Annotated in this window: 18 protein-coding genes; 13 read left to right on the top strand and 5 right to left on the bottom strand. The window is 65.3% G+C overall.

Annotated elements, in window-relative coordinates; genetic code table 11:
- The first annotated feature begins 84 nt into the window (after window positions 1-84).
- Window positions 85-1,356, top strand: a complete 1,272-nt coding sequence (locus Q0949_RS15630) for an acetylornithine deacetylase/succinyl-diaminopimelate desuccinylase family protein (RefSeq protein WP_299374256.1) — start codon at window positions 85-87, stop codon at window positions 1,354-1,356.
- A 94-nt stretch (window positions 1,357-1,450) separates the two neighbouring features.
- Here Q0949_RS15630 and Q0949_RS15625 read toward each other — a convergent pair whose 3' ends face one another.
- The gene (locus Q0949_RS15625; protein ID WP_299374253.1) at window positions 1,451-1,819 is read right to left on the bottom strand and encodes a hypothetical protein; all 369 of its coding nucleotides are present in this window, start codon (window positions 1,817-1,819) and stop codon (window positions 1,451-1,453) included.
- A gap of 108 nt (window positions 1,820-1,927) precedes the next feature.
- Complete coding sequence (locus Q0949_RS15620) at window positions 1,928-2,884, bottom strand: AraC family transcriptional regulator (protein WP_299374250.1); 957 nt, start codon at window positions 2,882-2,884, stop codon at window positions 1,928-1,930.
- A 138-nt stretch (window positions 2,885-3,022) separates the two neighbouring features.
- On the opposite strand from Q0949_RS15620, the gene Q0949_RS15615 reads away from it, so the two are divergent.
- Both Q0949_RS15615 and Q0949_RS15610 read left to right on the top strand, forming a co-directional pair.
- The gene (locus Q0949_RS15615; protein WP_299374248.1) at window positions 3,023-3,547 is read left to right on the top strand and encodes a DUF4142 domain-containing protein; all 525 of its coding nucleotides are present in this window, start codon (window positions 3,023-3,025) and stop codon (window positions 3,545-3,547) included.
- A complete protein-coding gene (locus Q0949_RS15610; RefSeq protein WP_299374245.1) occupies window positions 3,547-3,888 on the top strand; it encodes a cupredoxin domain-containing protein in 342 nt (113 codons plus the stop codon). Before Q0949_RS15615 ends, Q0949_RS15610 begins: the two co-directional genes overlap by 1 nt.
- 267 nt (window positions 3,889-4,155) lie before the next feature.
- Here Q0949_RS15610 and Q0949_RS15605 read toward each other — a convergent pair whose 3' ends face one another.
- Window positions 4,156-5,397, bottom strand: a complete 1,242-nt coding sequence (locus Q0949_RS15605) for an Hsp70 family protein (protein ID WP_299374242.1) — start codon at window positions 5,395-5,397, stop codon at window positions 4,156-4,158.
- 127 nt (window positions 5,398-5,524) lie between these two features.
- Here Q0949_RS15605 and Q0949_RS15600 point away from each other — a divergent pair, with 127 nt between their 5' ends.
- Together Q0949_RS15600 and Q0949_RS15595 are read left to right on the top strand one after the other, a co-directional pair.
- The gene (locus Q0949_RS15600; protein ID WP_299374240.1) at window positions 5,525-7,003 is read left to right on the top strand and encodes an ABC transporter substrate-binding protein; all 1,479 of its coding nucleotides are present in this window, start codon (window positions 5,525-5,527) and stop codon (window positions 7,001-7,003) included.
- Window positions 7,000-7,395, top strand: coding sequence for a cupin domain-containing protein (locus Q0949_RS15595; RefSeq protein WP_299374237.1), 396 nt, complete (start codon window positions 7,000-7,002; stop codon window positions 7,393-7,395). Before Q0949_RS15600 ends, Q0949_RS15595 begins: the two co-directional genes overlap by 4 nt.
- Window positions 7,396-7,460: 65 nt before the next feature.
- On the opposite strand, the gene Q0949_RS15590 is transcribed toward Q0949_RS15595, so the two are convergent.
- On the bottom strand, window positions 7,461-8,552 hold the full coding sequence (locus tag Q0949_RS15590) for an acetoin utilization protein AcuC (protein ID WP_299374234.1): 1,092 nt from the start codon (window positions 8,550-8,552) through the stop codon (window positions 7,461-7,463).
- Between the two features lie 38 nt (window positions 8,553-8,590).
- Window positions 8,591-9,160 (bottom strand): NAD(P)H-dependent oxidoreductase, encoded by a 570-nt coding sequence (locus Q0949_RS15585; protein WP_299374231.1) that lies wholly within the window; start codon window positions 9,158-9,160, stop codon window positions 8,591-8,593.
- A gap of 74 nt (window positions 9,161-9,234) precedes the next feature.
- On the opposite strand from Q0949_RS15585, the gene Q0949_RS15580 reads away from it, so the two are divergent.
- The 8 genes from Q0949_RS15580 to Q0949_RS15545 are packed head-to-tail and all read left to right on the top strand — an operon-like array spanning window position 9,235 to window position 16,269.
- The gene (locus tag Q0949_RS15580; protein WP_299374228.1) at window positions 9,235-9,867 is read left to right on the top strand and encodes a TetR/AcrR family transcriptional regulator; all 633 of its coding nucleotides are present in this window, start codon (window positions 9,235-9,237) and stop codon (window positions 9,865-9,867) included.
- Between the two features lie 12 nt (window positions 9,868-9,879).
- Complete coding sequence (locus Q0949_RS15575) at window positions 9,880-10,827, top strand: ABC transporter permease (RefSeq protein WP_299374227.1); 948 nt, start codon at window positions 9,880-9,882, stop codon at window positions 10,825-10,827.
- A complete protein-coding gene (locus Q0949_RS15570; protein WP_299374224.1) occupies window positions 10,824-11,639 on the top strand; it encodes an ABC transporter permease in 816 nt (271 codons plus the stop codon). The genes Q0949_RS15575 and Q0949_RS15570 overlap by 4 nt, the downstream gene beginning before the upstream one ends.
- On the top strand, window positions 11,636-13,198 hold the full coding sequence (locus tag Q0949_RS15565) for a dipeptide ABC transporter ATP-binding protein (protein ID WP_299374221.1): 1,563 nt from the start codon (window positions 11,636-11,638) through the stop codon (window positions 13,196-13,198). The genes Q0949_RS15570 and Q0949_RS15565 overlap by 4 nt, the downstream gene beginning before the upstream one ends.
- On the top strand, window positions 13,195-14,637 hold the full coding sequence (locus tag Q0949_RS15560; protein ID WP_299374218.1) for an aldehyde dehydrogenase family protein: 1,443 nt from the start codon (window positions 13,195-13,197) through the stop codon (window positions 14,635-14,637). The genes Q0949_RS15565 and Q0949_RS15560 overlap by 4 nt, the downstream gene beginning before the upstream one ends.
- The gene (locus Q0949_RS15555; protein ID WP_299374216.1) at window positions 14,630-15,127 is read left to right on the top strand and encodes a GNAT family N-acetyltransferase; all 498 of its coding nucleotides are present in this window, start codon (window positions 14,630-14,632) and stop codon (window positions 15,125-15,127) included. Before Q0949_RS15560 ends, Q0949_RS15555 begins: the two co-directional genes overlap by 8 nt.
- Window positions 15,124-15,849, top strand: coding sequence for an SDR family NAD(P)-dependent oxidoreductase (locus Q0949_RS15550; protein ID WP_299374213.1), 726 nt, complete (start codon window positions 15,124-15,126; stop codon window positions 15,847-15,849). The genes Q0949_RS15555 and Q0949_RS15550 overlap by 4 nt, the downstream gene beginning before the upstream one ends.
- Before the next feature lie 21 nt (window positions 15,850-15,870).
- A complete protein-coding gene (locus Q0949_RS15545) occupies window positions 15,871-16,269 on the top strand; it encodes a hypothetical protein (RefSeq protein ID WP_299374211.1) in 399 nt (132 codons plus the stop codon).
- The last annotated feature ends 44 nt before the right edge of the window (window positions 16,270-16,313 follow it).

Genomic DNA, 16,313 nt, shown 5'->3' with positions numbered 1-16,313 from the left:
GTTCCGGCAAATATGCCCCCCGGAGGGCCGATCCGCCGCACGCGCGCCCTTGCCATTCGCAGCACCACGCCCGACAGTTGCGGCATGAGCCTCGCAACACGCATCGACACCGCCCGTGACGACCTGATCGCGCTGACCCAGGCGCTGATCCGCATCCCCACCCTGAACCCGCCGGGGCGGTACTATCACGACATCTGCGCGCTCGTGGGCGACCGGCTGGGCAAACACGGCTTCGAGGTGCAGATGATCCGCGCCCACGGCACGCCGGGCGACAGCGACACCTATCCGCGCTGGAACGTGGTGGCCCGGCGCGACGGCAAAACACCGGGCGACTGCGTGCATTTCAACAGTCACCACGACGTGGTCGAGGTCGGCCAGGGCTGGACCCGCGACCCGTTCGGCGCCGAGATCGACGGCGACAAGATCTATGGCCGTGGCGCCTGCGACATGAAAGGGGGCCTCGCCGCCTCCATCATCGCCGCCGAAGCCTTCGCCGCCGAACATCCCGCCTTCTCCGGTGCCGTTGAAATCAGCGCCACGGCGGACGAGGAATCGGGCGGCTATGGCGGCGTGGCCTATCTGGCGGAACAGGGATATTTCGACCCCAAACGCGTGCAGCACGTCATCATCCCCGAACCGCTGAACAAGGACCGGATCTGCCTTGGCCATCGCGGCGGCTGGTGGGCCGAGATCGAGACCAAGGGCGAGATCGCCCACGGCTCCATGCCTTTCCTGGGCGACTGCGCCGTGCGCCACATGGGGGCCGTGCTGGACACGTTCGAACGCGATCTGTTCCCGGCCATGGCCGCCCGCCACACCGAGATGCCCGTGGTCCCCGAAGGCGCACGGCACTCCACGATGAACATCAACTCCATCCACGGCGGCCAGCCGGAACAGGCCGAGGATTACAACGGCCTGCCCGCCCATTGCGTGCCCGACAGCTGCCGCATCGTGATCGACCGCCGCTTTCTGGTCGAGGAAAACGTGGACCAGGTCCGCGCCGAGGTCGTCGACCTGCTCGAAGGGCTCAAATCCTCGCGCGACCGGTTCGACTACGAGATGCGCGAGTTGAACGTGGTCCTGCCGTCCATGACCGACAAAACCGCCCCCGTGGTCGAAACCGTGCACGCCGCGATCGAGGCCGTGCTGGGCGTGGCGCCCACCTATGTCGCGTCTCCCGGATCCTACGATCAGAAACACATCGACCGCATCGGCAAGCTGCGCAACTGCATCGCCTACGGCCCGGGCGAGCTGGAACTGGCGCACAAACCCGATGAATGGATCGGTATCACCGATATGCTGGACAGCGCCAAGGTCATGGGTGCCGCCCTCGAAACGCTGCTATTGCCGCGCTAGCGCAGGCACACCGACCCCCGACCCTGTTCTCGAGCGCCGCCTGTGGACGGCCGCCATGCGCTTCACGCGGCCCCTTTGGGCCCGAGGGAACGTCCTAGGTTGCGGCCGCCTGATGTTCGGGCTGGTGTAGGCCGACGACCGCCAGAACCGTCAGGCCAAGCACAACGTAGTACCAGAAATCCAAGCCGGAAAAGCCCAGAACAATGGGCACGGCGACAAAGGCAACTCCGACAAGACCGTCAACGACAAGGTGCAGGCTGTAGGGAAGAACGCGAACGACGCCCAAATGATGATCTGTCAGGACGGTCAGCACAAAGGCCGCAACCCCGGTCACAACTGACAGCCAGAAGGCCAGGGGCCCGCTGGTGCCCAATCCGAAAAGGAAAGGCATGGCGATCAGGCCAAGGGCAACAGGATAGTCAAGATATGCGTGGATGGTCTTGGTAATGAAACGTGGGGGCATGGTTTTCCTTCCTCTGATTTGCGCTGGTTTTCAGCGTCGATAGAGGAAGGCTATCTCGAGCATTGCGACCGATACATGCTCAAGAACCCGAAAAAACGTGCAGATCGTTCAGGACTTCGAATGAGCAGCGTAATTCGTCTTTCGAAATTCTGCGGGAGTCAGCCCTGTTTCCTTTTTGAACGCGCGGGTGAAGGCGGAATCCGAGGCGTAGCCCGCGCTTTCCGCGGCATCCGTCAAGGACGTCCCCGCCTGTCGCAGAACTTTTTTGGCGATCTCCATCCGCCACGTCGTCACGTATTCCATCGGCGACATCAGCATCAGCTTTTGAAACTGAACTGCAAAACCCGTGCGCGACATTCCGGCTGCACTGGCAAGGGACTCGACTGTCCACCGCGCTGCAGGGGCTTTGTGAAAGGCATCTATGGCGCGGCTCAAATTCTTGTCCGCGAACGCGCCCAAAGCGAACTCCTGCGCATCATCACTTTCGATATAGCTGCGAATGGCCTGCGCCAGGATCGCTTCGGACATCTTCAGGGCGATCAGATCGCCTCCCATCTTTCGCCCGCCCGCCTCTTCGCCGATGACCCGCAGCGTGGCTTCCATCCATCGCCCGGCGCTTTCGCCGTAATTCTTGAGATGAATGAACGGCGGCAGACGCTCCATCAGGATATGCCGTGAACCGGGCTCAAACGAAAAATGGCCGCAGATAAGTTGGGTTTCGCTTTGCTGTTCGTCGCCACCGTAGACAAGCACACCGGACCCATCAAATCCGGACTGCGCCAGAACGACGTCAAGCGGCATGACCGTGTGTTCGGGTTCATGTCCACAATAAAGATCATGGGATGCGCCATGTGGAACGATGACAAGGTCGCCTTGCGCAAGTGAAATGGGGTCCGAGACGCCATCAACGCGCACCAGGCAACTGCCTCGGTGCGCAAAGTGGAACCGGGCGACATTTTCATAATTGGGAACAGCGACGCCCCAGGGTTTTGTGAAAGACGTGCGAAAGTACAACGTCCCTCGCATCGACATGTTCGTAAGAATATCACTCAGAAGATCAAGCATGGTCCTACTTTAGACCCCAAACTGCGTCTGTACATATATCTGAACGATCTGCACGAAACTTGGAACGTTCACGCATGTATCCGATGCAGAGCCCGGGATTATCCATAGTGCATCGAAACACAACCCGGAGTTCCCGAAATGAGAAAACTGATTTCCGCCCTTGCCCTGACAGTGGCCCTGACCGGCACACAGGCAACCGCACAAGACGTTGCTGACATGAGCGATCTTGAATATGCGCACATCGCCTATACTGCCGACAACATCGACATCCGGTATGCGCATCTGGCCCTCGCGCTGTCGACAAATCCCGACATCCACGCCTTCGCCAATACCATGATCCGCGATCATACGGCGGTGAACGAGGCGGCTTTGGGGTTGTTGGACAAACTTGGGGCCAGTGCGCAGGACAATGCATTCAGCCAGACCCTGAACGCAAATGCAGAAGAAATCATCGACGGCTTCGTCAAGCTGCGCGGCGCGGAATTCGATGCCGCTTATGCCGCCAACGAATTGGCCTATCATCAGGCGGTGAATGATCTTGTTGAAAATACGATGATCCCCAACATCGACAATGCCGAGGTCAAGGCCCTGTTCGAGCAAGGTCTCGAAATCTTCAAAGCGCACGAGGGCCACGCCGAGATGATGGTCGAGGCGTTGAACTGATGGGACAAACCCTTTCACGCCGCGACGTGATTGGTGGGGCGGCTGCATCTGCAGCCGTCCTGATCACCACTCCGCTTCGCGCCGCCGCGCCTGTGGTGCACGACGTCGCCATCAAGTCGTTCGCATACGAACCGGCAGTAGTGAGGGTTCATGTGGGTGACATGATCCGCTGGACCAACCATGATGTTGCCCCGCATACCGCCTCCGCAGACGAATTTGGTTGGGATACCGGGGAAATCGTCAAAGGCGGCACAGGCAAAATCACCGTCACCGAAGACATGAAAAAATCGTATTTCTGCGCCTTCCATCCGCACATGAGGGGCTCAATCGAGATTTTGTGACCCCCCAACGACAGGAGACCCCCAACGAATGCGAACTTTCTTGGCACGCTCTTCCTTGATGGATACGGGGCGTGAACGGATCCGGGTCGCCGACGATCAGAGCGTGAAAGAGATATCGGGTCCGAAAGGTCACCAAAGCCGACACCCGTGTGAAGTGCTGCGTCCGGCCGCGCCCGCCCACAGCGGACGTCCGCAGTATTCCGCTCAAATGAACTCGGGGGCATCAGCAGACCACCGCGCCCCGGACAGAAAGGGGCGGGCCGCCCCTCAGGCCGCGGTCGCGAGGGCCAGCCCTTCGACAATAGCCGTCATCGCGGCACCGCGATGGATCCGCGCTTGCGGCACCTGCCGCGCCACCGCGGCCTCCACCACCTGCATCAGGCTCGATCCCCCGACCGCGATCACGCAGCTGACCGCGGCGGGTTCCACGCCACCCAGCCGCAGGGTCTCTGCCGCCTCGGCCCCGATCCGGTCTGCCATGCGGGCCAGCGTCGCCGCCATCGCCACCGGATAAAGCGGCAGGCGCAGGCCCCGCTCGACCGCGCCCAGATCGATCTCGGGCACCGCCACCGCCCCGTCATTGGCCGCGATCTTGGCCGCCTCCACCGCAAAGGCCACGTCATGGCCCAGCTCGTCCTCCAGCACCCGGACCAACCGATCCAGCTTGTCCCGCTCCACCGCGTATTGCGCCAACTCGCGGGCCGCACGGCGGCTGTCGGGGGCATAAAGGAACGGGATCTTCTGCCACGTCGCCAGATCCGCAAACAGCGCATTGGGCGCCACATGGGTCTGATCGCCAAAGGCATGGCGGATCCGCGTGCCCATGCCGAAACCGGGCATCACATGTTCAAGGCTCAGCGCGCGGTCGAAATCCGTGCCACCCAGCCGCAGACCATGGCTGGCCACGATGTCGATCTGACCCGCCGTGCCCTGCCGGAACAGGGTGAAATCGGACGTGCCCCCGCCAATGTCGACAACCAGCCCCAGATCACCGGGGCTGAGCACGTCGCGGCTGGCCAGGGCGGCGGCCTCGGGTTCGGGCATGAAATCCACCGCGTCGAATCCCGCCGCCAAATAGCATTCGGTCAGATCCACCAGCGCCTGCGCATTGCGCGCCGCATCGCCCGAATGGAACAGAACGGGGCGCCCGGACAGCGCCCGGTCGAACCGTGCGCCGGTCGCCGCCTCGGCCCGCGCTTTCAGCGTGGCCAGAAACCGCGCGATGATGGTGATGAAATCGATCCGCTCGTTCAGGATCATCCGGCTCTCGCGCATCAGCGAGGTGCCCAGCAGGGATTTGAGCGCGCGCATGTACCGCCCCTCGTCCCCGCCGATCAGCGCGGCATTGGCGGGCCGGCCATAGACCGCGCGCCGGGTGTCGAAATCAAAGAACACTGCCGTGGGCAGCGTCGTCTGCCCGGGCTCCAGCGGGATCAGATGCGCGGCCCCGTCACGGGCAATTCCCACGGCCGAATTCGACGTGCCGAAATCCACTCCCAAAACTGCCATCCTGCCCGCCTTCCGCTGCGAAAGGGGGCCGACGTACCCGAGGGAACCCGCGCATTCAAGGCAGTTACGCTGGTCAAGCCGCAGAGATTTGTCTAGCCTTTCGCCCAAGCAACAAAGGGAGACCCCCATGACCCATTTCCGCACCCTCTGCCTCGGCACGGCCACGGCCGCCCTGCTGGCAGGCACCGCCATCGCCCAGACCGACATCACCGTCGCGATGCAGCTTGAGCCGCCGCACCTCGATCCGACCTCTGCCGCTGCCGGGGCCATCGATTCCGTGCTTTATTCCAACGTGTTCGAGGGGCTGACCCGGTTCATGGGCGACGGTTCGGTCGTGCCGGGGCTGGCCTCCAGCTGGGAAATCTCGGATGACGGGCTGACATATACATTCACCCTGCGGGATGGCGTGACCTTCCACGATGGCACCACGATGGACGCCGAGGACGTGAAATTCACCCTCGACCGCATCCTCGCCGATGACAGCGCCAACGCGCAAAAGGCGCTCTATGCCGCGATCAGCACCGTCGAGGTGGTGGACGCGCAAACCGTGCGCCTGACCCTGTCCGAGCCCAATGGCAACATGCTCTTCAACCTCGCCTGGGGTGATGCCGTGATCGTGGCCCCCGAAAGCATCGAGAACATCAAACAGCAGCCCATCGGCACCGGCCCGTTCAAATTCGACAGCTGGACCCAGGGCGACAGCATCCAGATCAGCCAATATGACGGCTATTGGGGTGACGCACCTGCCCTGACGCAGGCGACGTTCAAGTTCATCTCGGACCCGACGGCGGCCTTTGCCGCGATGATGGCCGAGGATGTGGACGTCTTCACCGGCTTCCCTGCGCCGGAAAACCTGCCGCAATTCGACGCCGATCCGCGGTTTCAGGTGCTCGTCGGCTCGACCGAGGGCGAGACGATCCTGTCCACCAACAACAAGCAGCCGCCCTTTGACGATGTCCGCGTACGGCAGGCCGTGGCCCATGCCATCGACCGGCAGGCGATCATCGACGGGGCCATGTTCGGCTATGGCACACCCATCGGTACCCACTTTGCGCCGCACAACCCGGCCTATGTGGACCTGACGGGCGGATCGTCCTTTGACCCCGACAAGGCCCGCGCGCTGCTGGCCGAGGCCGGCATGGCCGACGGGTTCGAAACCACCCTGCACCTGCCGCCCCCGTCCTATGCCCGCCGCGGCGGAGAGATCATTGCGGCCCAGCTGGCCGAGGTCGGCATCAAGGCCGAGATCATCAATGTCGAATGGGCGCAGTGGCTGGAAACAGTGTTCCGTGGCAAGAACTTTGGCCTCACCATCGTGTCGCATACCGAACCGATGGATATCGGCATCTACGCGAATCCGGACTACTACTTCCAGTACGACAACCCCGCGTTTCAGGAGCTGATCACCACGCTGAACAGCACGACAGACCCCGACACGCGCACCAACCTGATGGCCAAGGCGCAGGAGATCATCGCCGGTGACGCGGTGAACGGATACCTGTTCCAGCTGGCGCAACTGTCCGTGGCCAAGGCCGGTGTGCAGGGTCTGTGGACCAACGCGCCGACGCAGGCTACTGACCTGACCGGCGTGAGCTGGGCGGAATGATCCTGCACCGGGCGGGCAGCCGCCCGAGCCTGCGCGCCAATCCGGAGTATTTCACCGGGGAGGTCTGGCAGGATCCGATCATATCGGCCCCTGCGCCGGGGCGGCTCAATGCACTGAGCGTGCATTTTGCACCCGGCGCGCGCACGGCCTGGCACACGCATCCGCTGGGCCAGACACTGCATGTGACCCAGGGGGCCGGGCTGGTCTGTTTGCGCGGGGAGGCCCCGCAGCCGATCCGCGCGGGCGACACGGTATGGATCCCTGCGGGGGTCGAACACTGGCATGGGGCAGGCCCCGAGACAGCGATGACCCACATCGCCATGCAGGAGATGCAGGACGGGTCGGCGGCCACCTGGTTGGAGCATGTGAGCGACGCCAATTACGGTGGATAGTGCGGAGGGGGGCCAGCCCCCGCCCTGCGGGCTCCCCCGGAGTTTATTTGGCAAGATGACAGGGATCAGAGCTGCGACAGGTGTGATCTGATCTCGTCCCGGACGGGGCCTGTTCGGGCTGTATCGGCGAGGGTGGTGAACCAGTGGTCGGGTGGGTTCTTGCCACGCCGGTTGCCGTCAAAGCGCAGGGCGCGCAGCACGGCTTCGGCCTCTGGCGTGACGCGGTCGGGGATGGTGTGGCCGTTGAGCGTGGCCCAAATCCCGGTCCAGAGCCGCCCCACCGACCACGGATTGTAGCCGCCTCCGCCCAGCACCAGCAGGCGCGGGGCCATGCCGATCAGGGCGCGGGCGATGGCCCAGTGGGCCTGATTGGACAGGGACAGGTGGGCCTGGGGGTCTTCCTCCACCCCGTCGGCGCCGCATTGCAGGACAATCGCATCCGGGCGGAACGCGGCCACGCGCGGCAGGATCAGATCCTCGCGGATCAGCGCCATTTCATCATCGTTCAGCCCGCGCGGCACGGGCAGGTTCATCAGCGTATCTGTCGCACCCAACGCACCGGTGCGCGGCCACAGCCCGTCCTCGTGCACCGAGATCATCAGCACGTCCGGATCGGTGGCAAAGGCGACCTCGACCCCGTCGGGATGATGCGCGTCGATGTCGATATAGGCCACGCGCGCGGCCCCGTTGCGGCGCAGCGACAGGATCGCCAGCACCGGGTCGTTGAAATAGCAGAACCCCCCCGCCCGGTCCGGCATCCCGTGATGGGTGCCACCCGCCGGGTGGTAGACGATGCCGCCATCGCGCAGCAGTTCCCCGGCCAGCAGCGACCCGCCTGCCGCGGTGGCCGGGCGGCGGTACATCTCGGGAAAGACGGGGTTGTTGGGCGTGCCAAGCGCGTGGCGGGCGCGGACGGCATCGCTCACCTCTTGGGCGGCTTCGGCGGCGTGCAGGGCCGCAACATATTCCGGTGTATGCCAGATGGTCAGCGCGTGGGGTTTGACCGGTGGGCTGGGCACATAGACCTTGCCCGGCAACCAGCCCATCGCGCGGCTCAGGTCGATCACGGTAGACACCCGCGGCACCCGCAAGGGGTGCCACGTGCCATAGCTTGATCCGCGATAGATGTCGGATCCGATGAACAGGGGCCGTTCCATGCCCCTGTTGTAGCGGTTGGCGCGCGGCTGGCGAGGGGTCAGGCCGCCGCAGCCCCCATTGCCTCGGCCTGCTGCAACCAGCGGTCCAGCTTTTCCGGCTTGGCCAGCTTGACCGACCCAAGCTGGACCACCCGGCGCGGTTTGACGCCCACAAACTTCATCACCTGATTGCGCATCACCCGACGGCCCGGACTGCGATAGAGCAGCGTGTCGATCCAAGGCGGCGTGTCAGAGGTGATGATCGCATCCCCCGTGCGCCCGGTCAGCAGCTTGTCCCAGGCCACGCCCCGTGCCTTGTATTTGTAGGCAAAGCCCGATTGCAGGCCCGCATCCATCACCGCCTTGGCCTGTGCGGGCATGGCCCCCCACCAGTAAGGGTGCACGATCATCACGTGTTCGGCCCAGCGGATATTGTCCTGCCACGCCACCACATCCGGGGACAGCGTGGCCCCGTCGGCATAGCCGGTTTCGGTCTGCATCTCGGCCAGATGCATGATGCGCACCTCGGCGCCCCGCGCCCGCGCGCCGATGGCATAGCGTTCGGCCAAGGCCGCGTTCAGTGATCCGGGTTTCGGGTGTGCCACCCAGATGAAAATACGTTTGGTCATATGAGGTCTCCTGAAGCCAAGTCGCTTGACACAGTGTCAATTGACAGTTTGTCAAGTAAGTGGTACTTTACAGCATGTCAAGCACAACAATCGATACCCCGACAAAAATCCTGACCGCCACGCTGGCCCTTCTGGAACGGCCCGGTGCCAAATTGCCGACGATGTCCGACATTGCGCGCGCCAGCGGTGTCAGCCGGCAGGCGGTCTATCTGCACTTTCCGGGCCGCACCGACCTGCTGATCGCGGCGACGCGGTTCCAGGACATGCAGAACGACGTCAACGCCGCGCTCACCGCCAGCCGCAGCGCCACGTCGGGCACCGAACGGCTCGATGCTTTCGTGACCGCCTGGGGGAACTACATCCCCAAGATCTATGGCGTGGCGCGCGCCATCCTTGCGGTCGTCGACACGGACGCAGAGGCCGCCGCTGCGTGGAACACCCGCATGGCCGACATGCGCGAAGGCTGTGCCGCTGCGGTGCAAGCGCTGGCGCACGAAGGCACCCTGCCCGCAAACGTCGATCCGGAACAGGCGACCGACTTGCTGTGGACAATCCTGTCGGTGCGCACGTGGGAGAACCTGACGCAGACCTGCGGCTGGGATCAGGCCTGTTACATCGACACCGTGCGCGGGCTGGCACTGGCCGCGCTGGCGCAGGATGTCGGCGCGCTCACAGACGTGCTTGCCTGTCCCGACCCCCCCGCCTAACGTCGGCGCACCATGCTGCGCTATGCCCTCAAACGCCTGACCTCCCTGCTGATCAGCCTCGCTATCGCGTCGCTCGTGATCTTTGCGGTGATCGAGGTGGCGCCGGGCGATCCAGCGTCCTTTATGTTGGGGGTGAACGCCCAAGAGGACACGCTCGCCGCCCTGCGCGCCGAGCTGGGTCTGGATCAGAGCAAGGTGCAGCGGTATCTCGCCTGGGTCAGTGGCATGGTGCAGGGTGATTTCGGCACTTCGTACCAGTACCGCACGCCCGTGTCCGACATGATTGCCCAACGGCTCTGGGTGTCGCTGCCTCTGGCGCTCTATGCGCTGGCGCTGTCGACGCTGATCGCCTTTCCCGCCGGGATCTATGCCGCGTCGCGCCGGGGCAAGGCAGGGGATGTGGGCGTCATGGGGGCCACGCAGATCGGCATCGCCATCCCCAATTTCTGGTTCGCGATGATGCTGGTGCTGGTATTTGCCATCAACCTGCGTTGGTTCAGCGCGGGCGGTTTCGCCGGGTGGGACAAGGGCGTGTTCGCCGCGCTCAAATCCCTGACCCTGCCCGCCATCGCACTGGCCCTGCCGCAGGCGGCGATCCTCGCGCGCGTCATGCGGTCGTCGCTGCTCGATATCATGGGCGAAGATTTCATGCGCACCGCACGGGCCAAGGGGTTGACCCGCGCACAGGCCCTGCGCCGCCACGGGCTGCGCAATGCGCTGATCCCGGTGCTGACCATCCTCGGCCTGCAATTTTCGTTCCTGCTGGCGGGGGGGATCATCATCGAACAGGTGTTCTACCTGCCCGGCCTCGGACGGCTGATTTTTCAGAGCATCTCGGCCCGTGACCTGATCGTGGTGGAATCGGTGACGATGCTGCTGGTCTTTGCCGTCATCGTGGTGAATTTCGCCGTCGATCTGGCCTATGCCGCCGTCGATCCGCGCCTGCGGGGTCGGACATGAGCCGCGCGCTGTGGCTGGGCGGGGCGCTGTCGGCGCTGGTGCTGGTGGCGGCGGGCCTGTCCTTCTTTTGGACGCCGTTCGACCACAGCGCGATGAACATCCCCGACAAGCTGCAAACACCGGGCGCCACCCACTGGTTCGGCACCGACCACTTTGGCCGCGACCTGTTTTCGATGATCATGGTGGGCGCGCGCACCTCTATCGCCGTGGCGCTGGTCGCAGTGGGGATCGGCATCGGGCTGGGCGTGCCGCTGGGCCTCTGGGCCGCCGCGCGTCAGGGCGGCTGGGCGGACGAGGTCATCATGCGCGGCAACGACCTGATCTTTGCGTTCCCCAGCCTCGTCATTGCCATCCTGATCACCGCCATCTTCGGCGCGGGCGCGGTCAACGCGATCATCGCCATCGGCATTTTCAACATCCCCGTCTTTGCCCGTGTGACGCGCGGCGGGGCGCTGCCGCTCTGGGCGCGGGAGTTCATCCTCGCCGCGCGCGTGTCGGGCAAGGGGGCCGCCCGGATCAGCGTCGAACACATCCTGCCAAACATCGCCAACCTCCTGATCGTGCAGGCCACGATCCAGTTCTCTTTGGGCATCCTGGCTGAGGCGGCCCTGTCCTATGTCGGCCTCGGCGCGCAGCCCCCCACCCCCAGTTGGGGCCGTATGCTCGCCGACGCGCAAACGCTGGTCAGCATCGCACCGCATATGGCGCTGGTGCCGGGCGTTGCGATCATCCTCACCGTGCTGGGGCTGAACCTGCTGGGCGACGGGCTGCGCGACGCGCTCGACCCCAAACTGCGGGTGGCGCGCGCATGACCCTGCTGCGGATCGATGCCCTGAATGTGCAGATAGGCGGCACCCCGATCCTGCGCGACGTGTCGCTCAGCGTTAGCGCGGGCGAGGTCGTGGCCGTCACCGGCGAAAGCGGCTCGGGCAAGTCCATGACCGCCCTGTCGGTGATGCAGCTTTTGCCCGACGGCGCGCAGGCCACGGGGTCGGTCACACTGGATGGCCACGACCTCTTGCAACTGGACGAGCCAACGCTCTGCACCCTGCGCGGCAATACGGTCGGCATGGTGTTTCAGGAACCCATGACCGCGCTCAACCCGGTGATGACCATCGGCGCGCAGGTGGCCGAAACCCTGCGCCTGCACCGCCCCGACCTGAACGCCGACGCCCAGGCCCGCGCCGTGCTCGACCGCGTCGAGCTGCACGATATCCCCATGGCCCGTTTCCCGCACGAGCTGTCCGGCGGCCAGCGCCAGCGCGTCGTCATCGCCATCGCCATTGCCTGCGGGCCCAAACTCCTGATCGCAGATGAACCGACCACCGCGCTGGATGTGACGACTCAGGCGCAGATCCTCGCCCTACTGAAACGCCTCGCCGCCGAGGACGGCATGGGCCTTTTGATGATCACCCACGACCTCGCCGTCGTGGCGCAAATGGCCGACCGCATCACCGTCATGCGCCACGGCGAGGTGGTAGAGGACGGCACCACCGCCCCCCTGCTGACCAACCCCGCGCATGACTACACCCGCGCCCTGCTCGCCGCCTCGACCCACCGCGTCGTCCTGCCAGAGGCGTCGTCCGACGCACCGCTCCTCCGGGTCGACAGCGTCGTGCGCGACTACGCCCTGCCCCGCACCCGCCTCTTTGCGCCCCCGCGCCACCACCGCGCCGTGGATGGGGTCAGCTTTGACATCCCCCGCGGCGGACGCATCGGCCTTGTCGGCGAAAGCGGCTGCGGCAAATCCACCCTCACCCGCGCCATCCTCGGGCTGGAACCGGTGCAGGCAGGGTCCATCACACTGGACGGCACCCCCGTCACCGACCCCGGCGTGCGGCGCAAGATGCAGGTGGTGTTCCAGGACCCCTACGGCAGCTTCAACCCCCGCCACCGGGTGTCGCGCCTGATCACCGAACCCTTCCACCTGCTGCCCGAACCGCCCCCCGACCGCGCCGACCGCATCGCCACCGCGCTGACGGATGTGGGCCTGTCACCCGGCGACGCGGACAAGTACCCGCACCAGTTCTCCGGCGGCCAGCGCCAGCGCCTCGCCATCGCCCGCGCCCTGATCATCCGCCCCGAGCTTGTGATCTTTGACGAGGCGGTCAGCGCGCTCGACGTGTCCGTGCGCGCCCAGATCCTCGACCTGATCGCAGGGCTGTGTAAGCAGTACAACCTCACCTATCTCTTTATCTCCCACGACCTCAGCGTGGTGCGCACGATCACCGACCGTGTGCTGGTGATGCAGGCGGGCAAGATCGTCGAGGACCGCCCGACCGAGACCGTGTTCACCGCCCCCACACACCCCTACACCCGCACCCTGATCGACGCAGCCCCCACCCTGCCCCAACTGGAAATGACCCCATGACAGACGCCCTCTGGTTCGACCCGTCACTGATGCTGATCGGCGGGGAATGGCGCGCCGCCCAAGCGACCCTGCCCCTCACCAACCCCTCCGACGGCAGCCCGCTGGCGCAGATCGCGCGCGGACAGGCGAACGACATCGACGCCGCCGTGACCGCCGCCCATGCCGCGCGCGCGGGCGACTGGGGCCGCATGACCGCCACCGAACGGGGCCGCATCCTCACTGACATCGGCCGTGCCGTCCTGGCCCGCGTCGATGACCTGGCCGAGATCGAGGCGCACGACGTCGGCAAACCGCTGACCCAGGCGCGCGCCGACGCCGTGGCGCTGGCCCGCTACATGGAATTTTACGGCGGCGCGGCGGACAAGATCACCGGCCAGACCATCCCCTACCTCGACGGCTACACCGTCTATACCCTGCGCGAACCGCACGGGGTGACAGGCCATATCGTGCCGTGGAACTACCCCATGCAGATCATCGGGCGCAGCGTGGGTGCAGCCCTTGCCATGGGCAACGCCTGTGTCCTCAAACCGGCGGAAGAGGCCTGCCTGACAGCCCTCGCCTTTGCCCATATCTGCCGTGATGCGGGCCTGCCCAATGGCGCGCTGAACGTGGTGCCGGGGCTGGGGGCCGAGGCAGGGGCCGCGCTGGCCGGTCACCCCCGCGTCCAGCACATCAGCTTTACCGGATCGGTTCGCACCGGCGCGCTGGTCCAGCAGGCGGCCGGGGCCAACGTGGTGCCCGTCACGCTGGAACTGGGCGGCAAATCCCCGCAGATCGTGTTCGACGACGCCGACCTTGATGCCGCCCTGCCCTTCCTCGTGAACGCAGGCATCCAGAACGCGGGCCAGACCTGCTCCGCCTCCTCCCGCATCCTCGTCCAGCGCGGCGCTTATGACGCGGTGCGCGAACGCATGGCCGACGCCTACACTGCCCTGTCCGTGGGCCCCGCCATGGATGACCTGCGCGTGGGCCCCCTGATCTCGACCCGGCAACAGCAGATCGTGAACGACTTCCTTTCCCAAGGCGCGGACCTGACCATCGCCGCGCAGGGCCACCTGCAAAATGCGCCGGAACACGGGGCCTATGTCGTCCCGACCCTCTTTGCCGACGTGCCCCCGGGTCACGTGCTGGCACGGGACGAAATCTTTGGCCCCGTGCAGGTGCTGATTCCCTTCGACACCGAGGACGAGGCCATCGCCATCGCCAACAGCACCGATTATGGCCTCGTGGCCAGCGTCTGGACGGCCCACGGCGCGCGGCAAATGCGGCTGGCCCGCGCCCTGCACGCAGGTCAGGTGTTCATCAACAACTACGGCGCGGGTGGCGGGGTCGAACTGCCCTTTGGCGGGGTCGGCAAATCCGGCCATGGCCGCGAAAAAGGGTTCGAGGCGCTCTTCGGCTTTTCGACCCTGAAAACCGTTGCCGCCCATCATGGCTGAGATCGTGCCGCTGACATGGCCCACCGACGGCGACCGTGTCCTGCACCTGTGCCTGCGCGCCCGCGACTATATCGCACTGGAAACCGGGACCGGGCCGGACATAGCCTATGTCGAAGAGGCAATGACCGACGCGCCCCCCATCGTCCCGCCTAACCAGATCTGGATCTGGGGCGCGCAGGCGGGCGGCACGCTCACTGGCATCGCCACCTGCCTCAAGGGGTACTATGCGCCCGACGACTGGTATCTCGGCCTGTTGCTGCTGGACCCTGCTGCGCGCGGTCGCGGCCTTGGCGCGCAAATGGTCGCGCACGTGTCGGACCAGGCCCGCGCCGATGGCGGCACCTGCCTGCGCATCTCCGTGCTTGACGCCAACCCACGCGGTCGGGCCTTCTGGGTCCGGCAGGGCTTTGCCCACGAAAAATCCACAACCGCAGGCGACGGACAGCTGCGGCACGTGCACAGATACGACTTGAGGGACGACACAGAATGATTTTCGAAAACCGGTTCAAAGGGCGCAGCGCCGTCGTGACAGGCGGGGCCGCCGGCCTCGGCGCAGGCATCGCGGGCCGCATCGTCGCCGAAGGAGGCACGGCCGAGGTCTGGGACATCAACCCCGACGCGCTCGCAGCCATCGACACCCCCGGCATGACCACCCGCCAGATCGACGTCACCGACGCCACCGCCGTGGCCGACGCAATGGCCCAGACCAACCCGGATATCCTCGTCTGCTCCGCCGGGATCACCGGGCCCAACACCACCACATGGGACTACCCGGTCGAAGACTGGCTGGCCGTGCACAACCTCAACGTCAATGCGGTCTTCTACTGCTGCCGCGCCGCCGCGCCGCTGATGGCCGCCAAGGGCTGGGGCCGGATCGTCAACATCGCCTCCATCGCAGGCAAGGAAGGCAACCCAAACGCCCCCGCCTATTCGTCCTCCAAGGCCGCCGTGATCGGTCTGACCAAATCGCTGGGCAAGGAACTGGCCACCACCGGCGTGACCTGCAACGCCATCGCCCCCGCCGCGGTGCGCACCGCGATCTTTGACCAAATGACGCAGGAACATATCGACTTTATGCAATCCAAGATCCCCATGGGCCGGTTCGGCACGGTCGAGGAGATTGCCGCCATGGCCTGCTGGCTGGCCTCCGACGAGGCGAGCTTTTCCACCGGTTTCTGCTTTGACCAATCAGGCGGCCGCGCGACGGCCTGACACATAGCGCTGGAAACGACCATGCCGCACAGACCCGCCTCCCCCCGTCCGCTTCTCGTGGCCCTGTGCCTGCTTGCTGCGACGCCCACCCACGCGCAGGACATCGAACTGGACTGGCCCGCGATGGAGCTTGGCTTTTTCCAGCAGGCGCAGGACGATGGCCCGCCCGTCGCCGGATTGACCGTCTATGTGCCCACCAACCGCCTCGCCACCGAAGCGGATTTCCAAGCGCTTGTCCCTGCGTTCTGCGCCTCCAACGTCAAGCCGCTGCTCGAATTCGCCGCCACGATCGACGACGCGCCGGACGTGTCGCTCCTGAAACTGCAACTGGATTTTTACGGCCCCAAGGTCGGGGGCCAGGACACCTACATCGCGCGCTCCGCCATTATCGACCTCGAAAACGGCGCCTGCGCGCCCTAAACCTGCGCCGGACCAAGGCGCAAACTGATGGTCGACTTTTGACC

The sequence above is a fragment of the uncultured Tateyamaria sp. genome, from assembly GCF_947487805.1.
GTDB lineage: Bacteria > Pseudomonadota > Alphaproteobacteria > Rhodobacterales > Rhodobacteraceae > Tateyamaria.
Note: the sequence above shows the minus strand (reverse complement) of the source record. Positions and strands in the feature narration are given on the sequence as shown.

What these genes read in the sequence shown, in the direction of transcription:
- Q0949_RS15600 (WP_299374240.1), top strand. Translation starts at nt 5,525, where the DNA reads ATGACCCATTTCCGCACCCTCTGCCTCGGCACGGCCACGGCCGCCCTG.
- Q0949_RS15560 (WP_299374218.1), top strand. Translation starts at nt 13,195, where the DNA reads ATGACAGACGCCCTCTGGTTCGACCCGTCACTGATGCTGATCGGCGGG.
- Q0949_RS15605 (WP_299374242.1), bottom strand. Translation starts at nt 5,397, where the DNA reads ATGGCAGTTTTGGGAGTGGATTTCGGCACGTCGAATTCGGCCGTGGGA.
- Q0949_RS15595 (WP_299374237.1), top strand. Translation starts at nt 7,000, where the DNA reads ATGATCCTGCACCGGGCGGGCAGCCGCCCGAGCCTGCGCGCCAATCCG.
- Q0949_RS15620 (WP_299374250.1), bottom strand. Translation starts at nt 2,884, where the DNA reads ATGCTTGATCTTCTGAGTGATATTCTTACGAACATGTCGATGCGAGGG.
- Q0949_RS15555 (WP_299374216.1), top strand. Translation starts at nt 14,630, where the DNA reads ATGGCTGAGATCGTGCCGCTGACATGGCCCACCGACGGCGACCGTGTC.
- Q0949_RS15630 (WP_299374256.1), top strand. Translation starts at nt 85, where the DNA reads ATGAGCCTCGCAACACGCATCGACACCGCCCGTGACGACCTGATCGCG.
- Q0949_RS15590 (WP_299374234.1), bottom strand. Translation starts at nt 8,552, where the DNA reads ATGGAACGGCCCCTGTTCATCGGATCCGACATCTATCGCGGATCAAGC.
- Q0949_RS15550 (WP_299374213.1), top strand. Translation starts at nt 15,124, where the DNA reads ATGATTTTCGAAAACCGGTTCAAAGGGCGCAGCGCCGTCGTGACAGGC.
- Q0949_RS15625 (WP_299374253.1), bottom strand. Translation starts at nt 1,819, where the DNA reads ATGCCCCCACGTTTCATTACCAAGACCATCCACGCATATCTTGACTAT.
- Q0949_RS15545 (WP_299374211.1), top strand. Translation starts at nt 15,871, where the DNA reads ATGCCGCACAGACCCGCCTCCCCCCGTCCGCTTCTCGTGGCCCTGTGC.
- Q0949_RS15580 (WP_299374228.1), top strand. Translation starts at nt 9,235, where the DNA reads ATGTCAAGCACAACAATCGATACCCCGACAAAAATCCTGACCGCCACG.
- Q0949_RS15565 (WP_299374221.1), top strand. Translation starts at nt 11,636, where the DNA reads ATGACCCTGCTGCGGATCGATGCCCTGAATGTGCAGATAGGCGGCACC.
- Q0949_RS15615 (WP_299374248.1), top strand. Translation starts at nt 3,023, where the DNA reads ATGAGAAAACTGATTTCCGCCCTTGCCCTGACAGTGGCCCTGACCGGC.
- Q0949_RS15570 (WP_299374224.1), top strand. Translation starts at nt 10,824, where the DNA reads ATGAGCCGCGCGCTGTGGCTGGGCGGGGCGCTGTCGGCGCTGGTGCTG.
- Q0949_RS15575 (WP_299374227.1), top strand. Translation starts at nt 9,880, where the DNA reads ATGCTGCGCTATGCCCTCAAACGCCTGACCTCCCTGCTGATCAGCCTC.
- Q0949_RS15610 (WP_299374245.1), top strand. Translation starts at nt 3,547, where the DNA reads ATGGGACAAACCCTTTCACGCCGCGACGTGATTGGTGGGGCGGCTGCA.
- Q0949_RS15585 (WP_299374231.1), bottom strand. Translation starts at nt 9,160, where the DNA reads ATGACCAAACGTATTTTCATCTGGGTGGCACACCCGAAACCCGGATCA.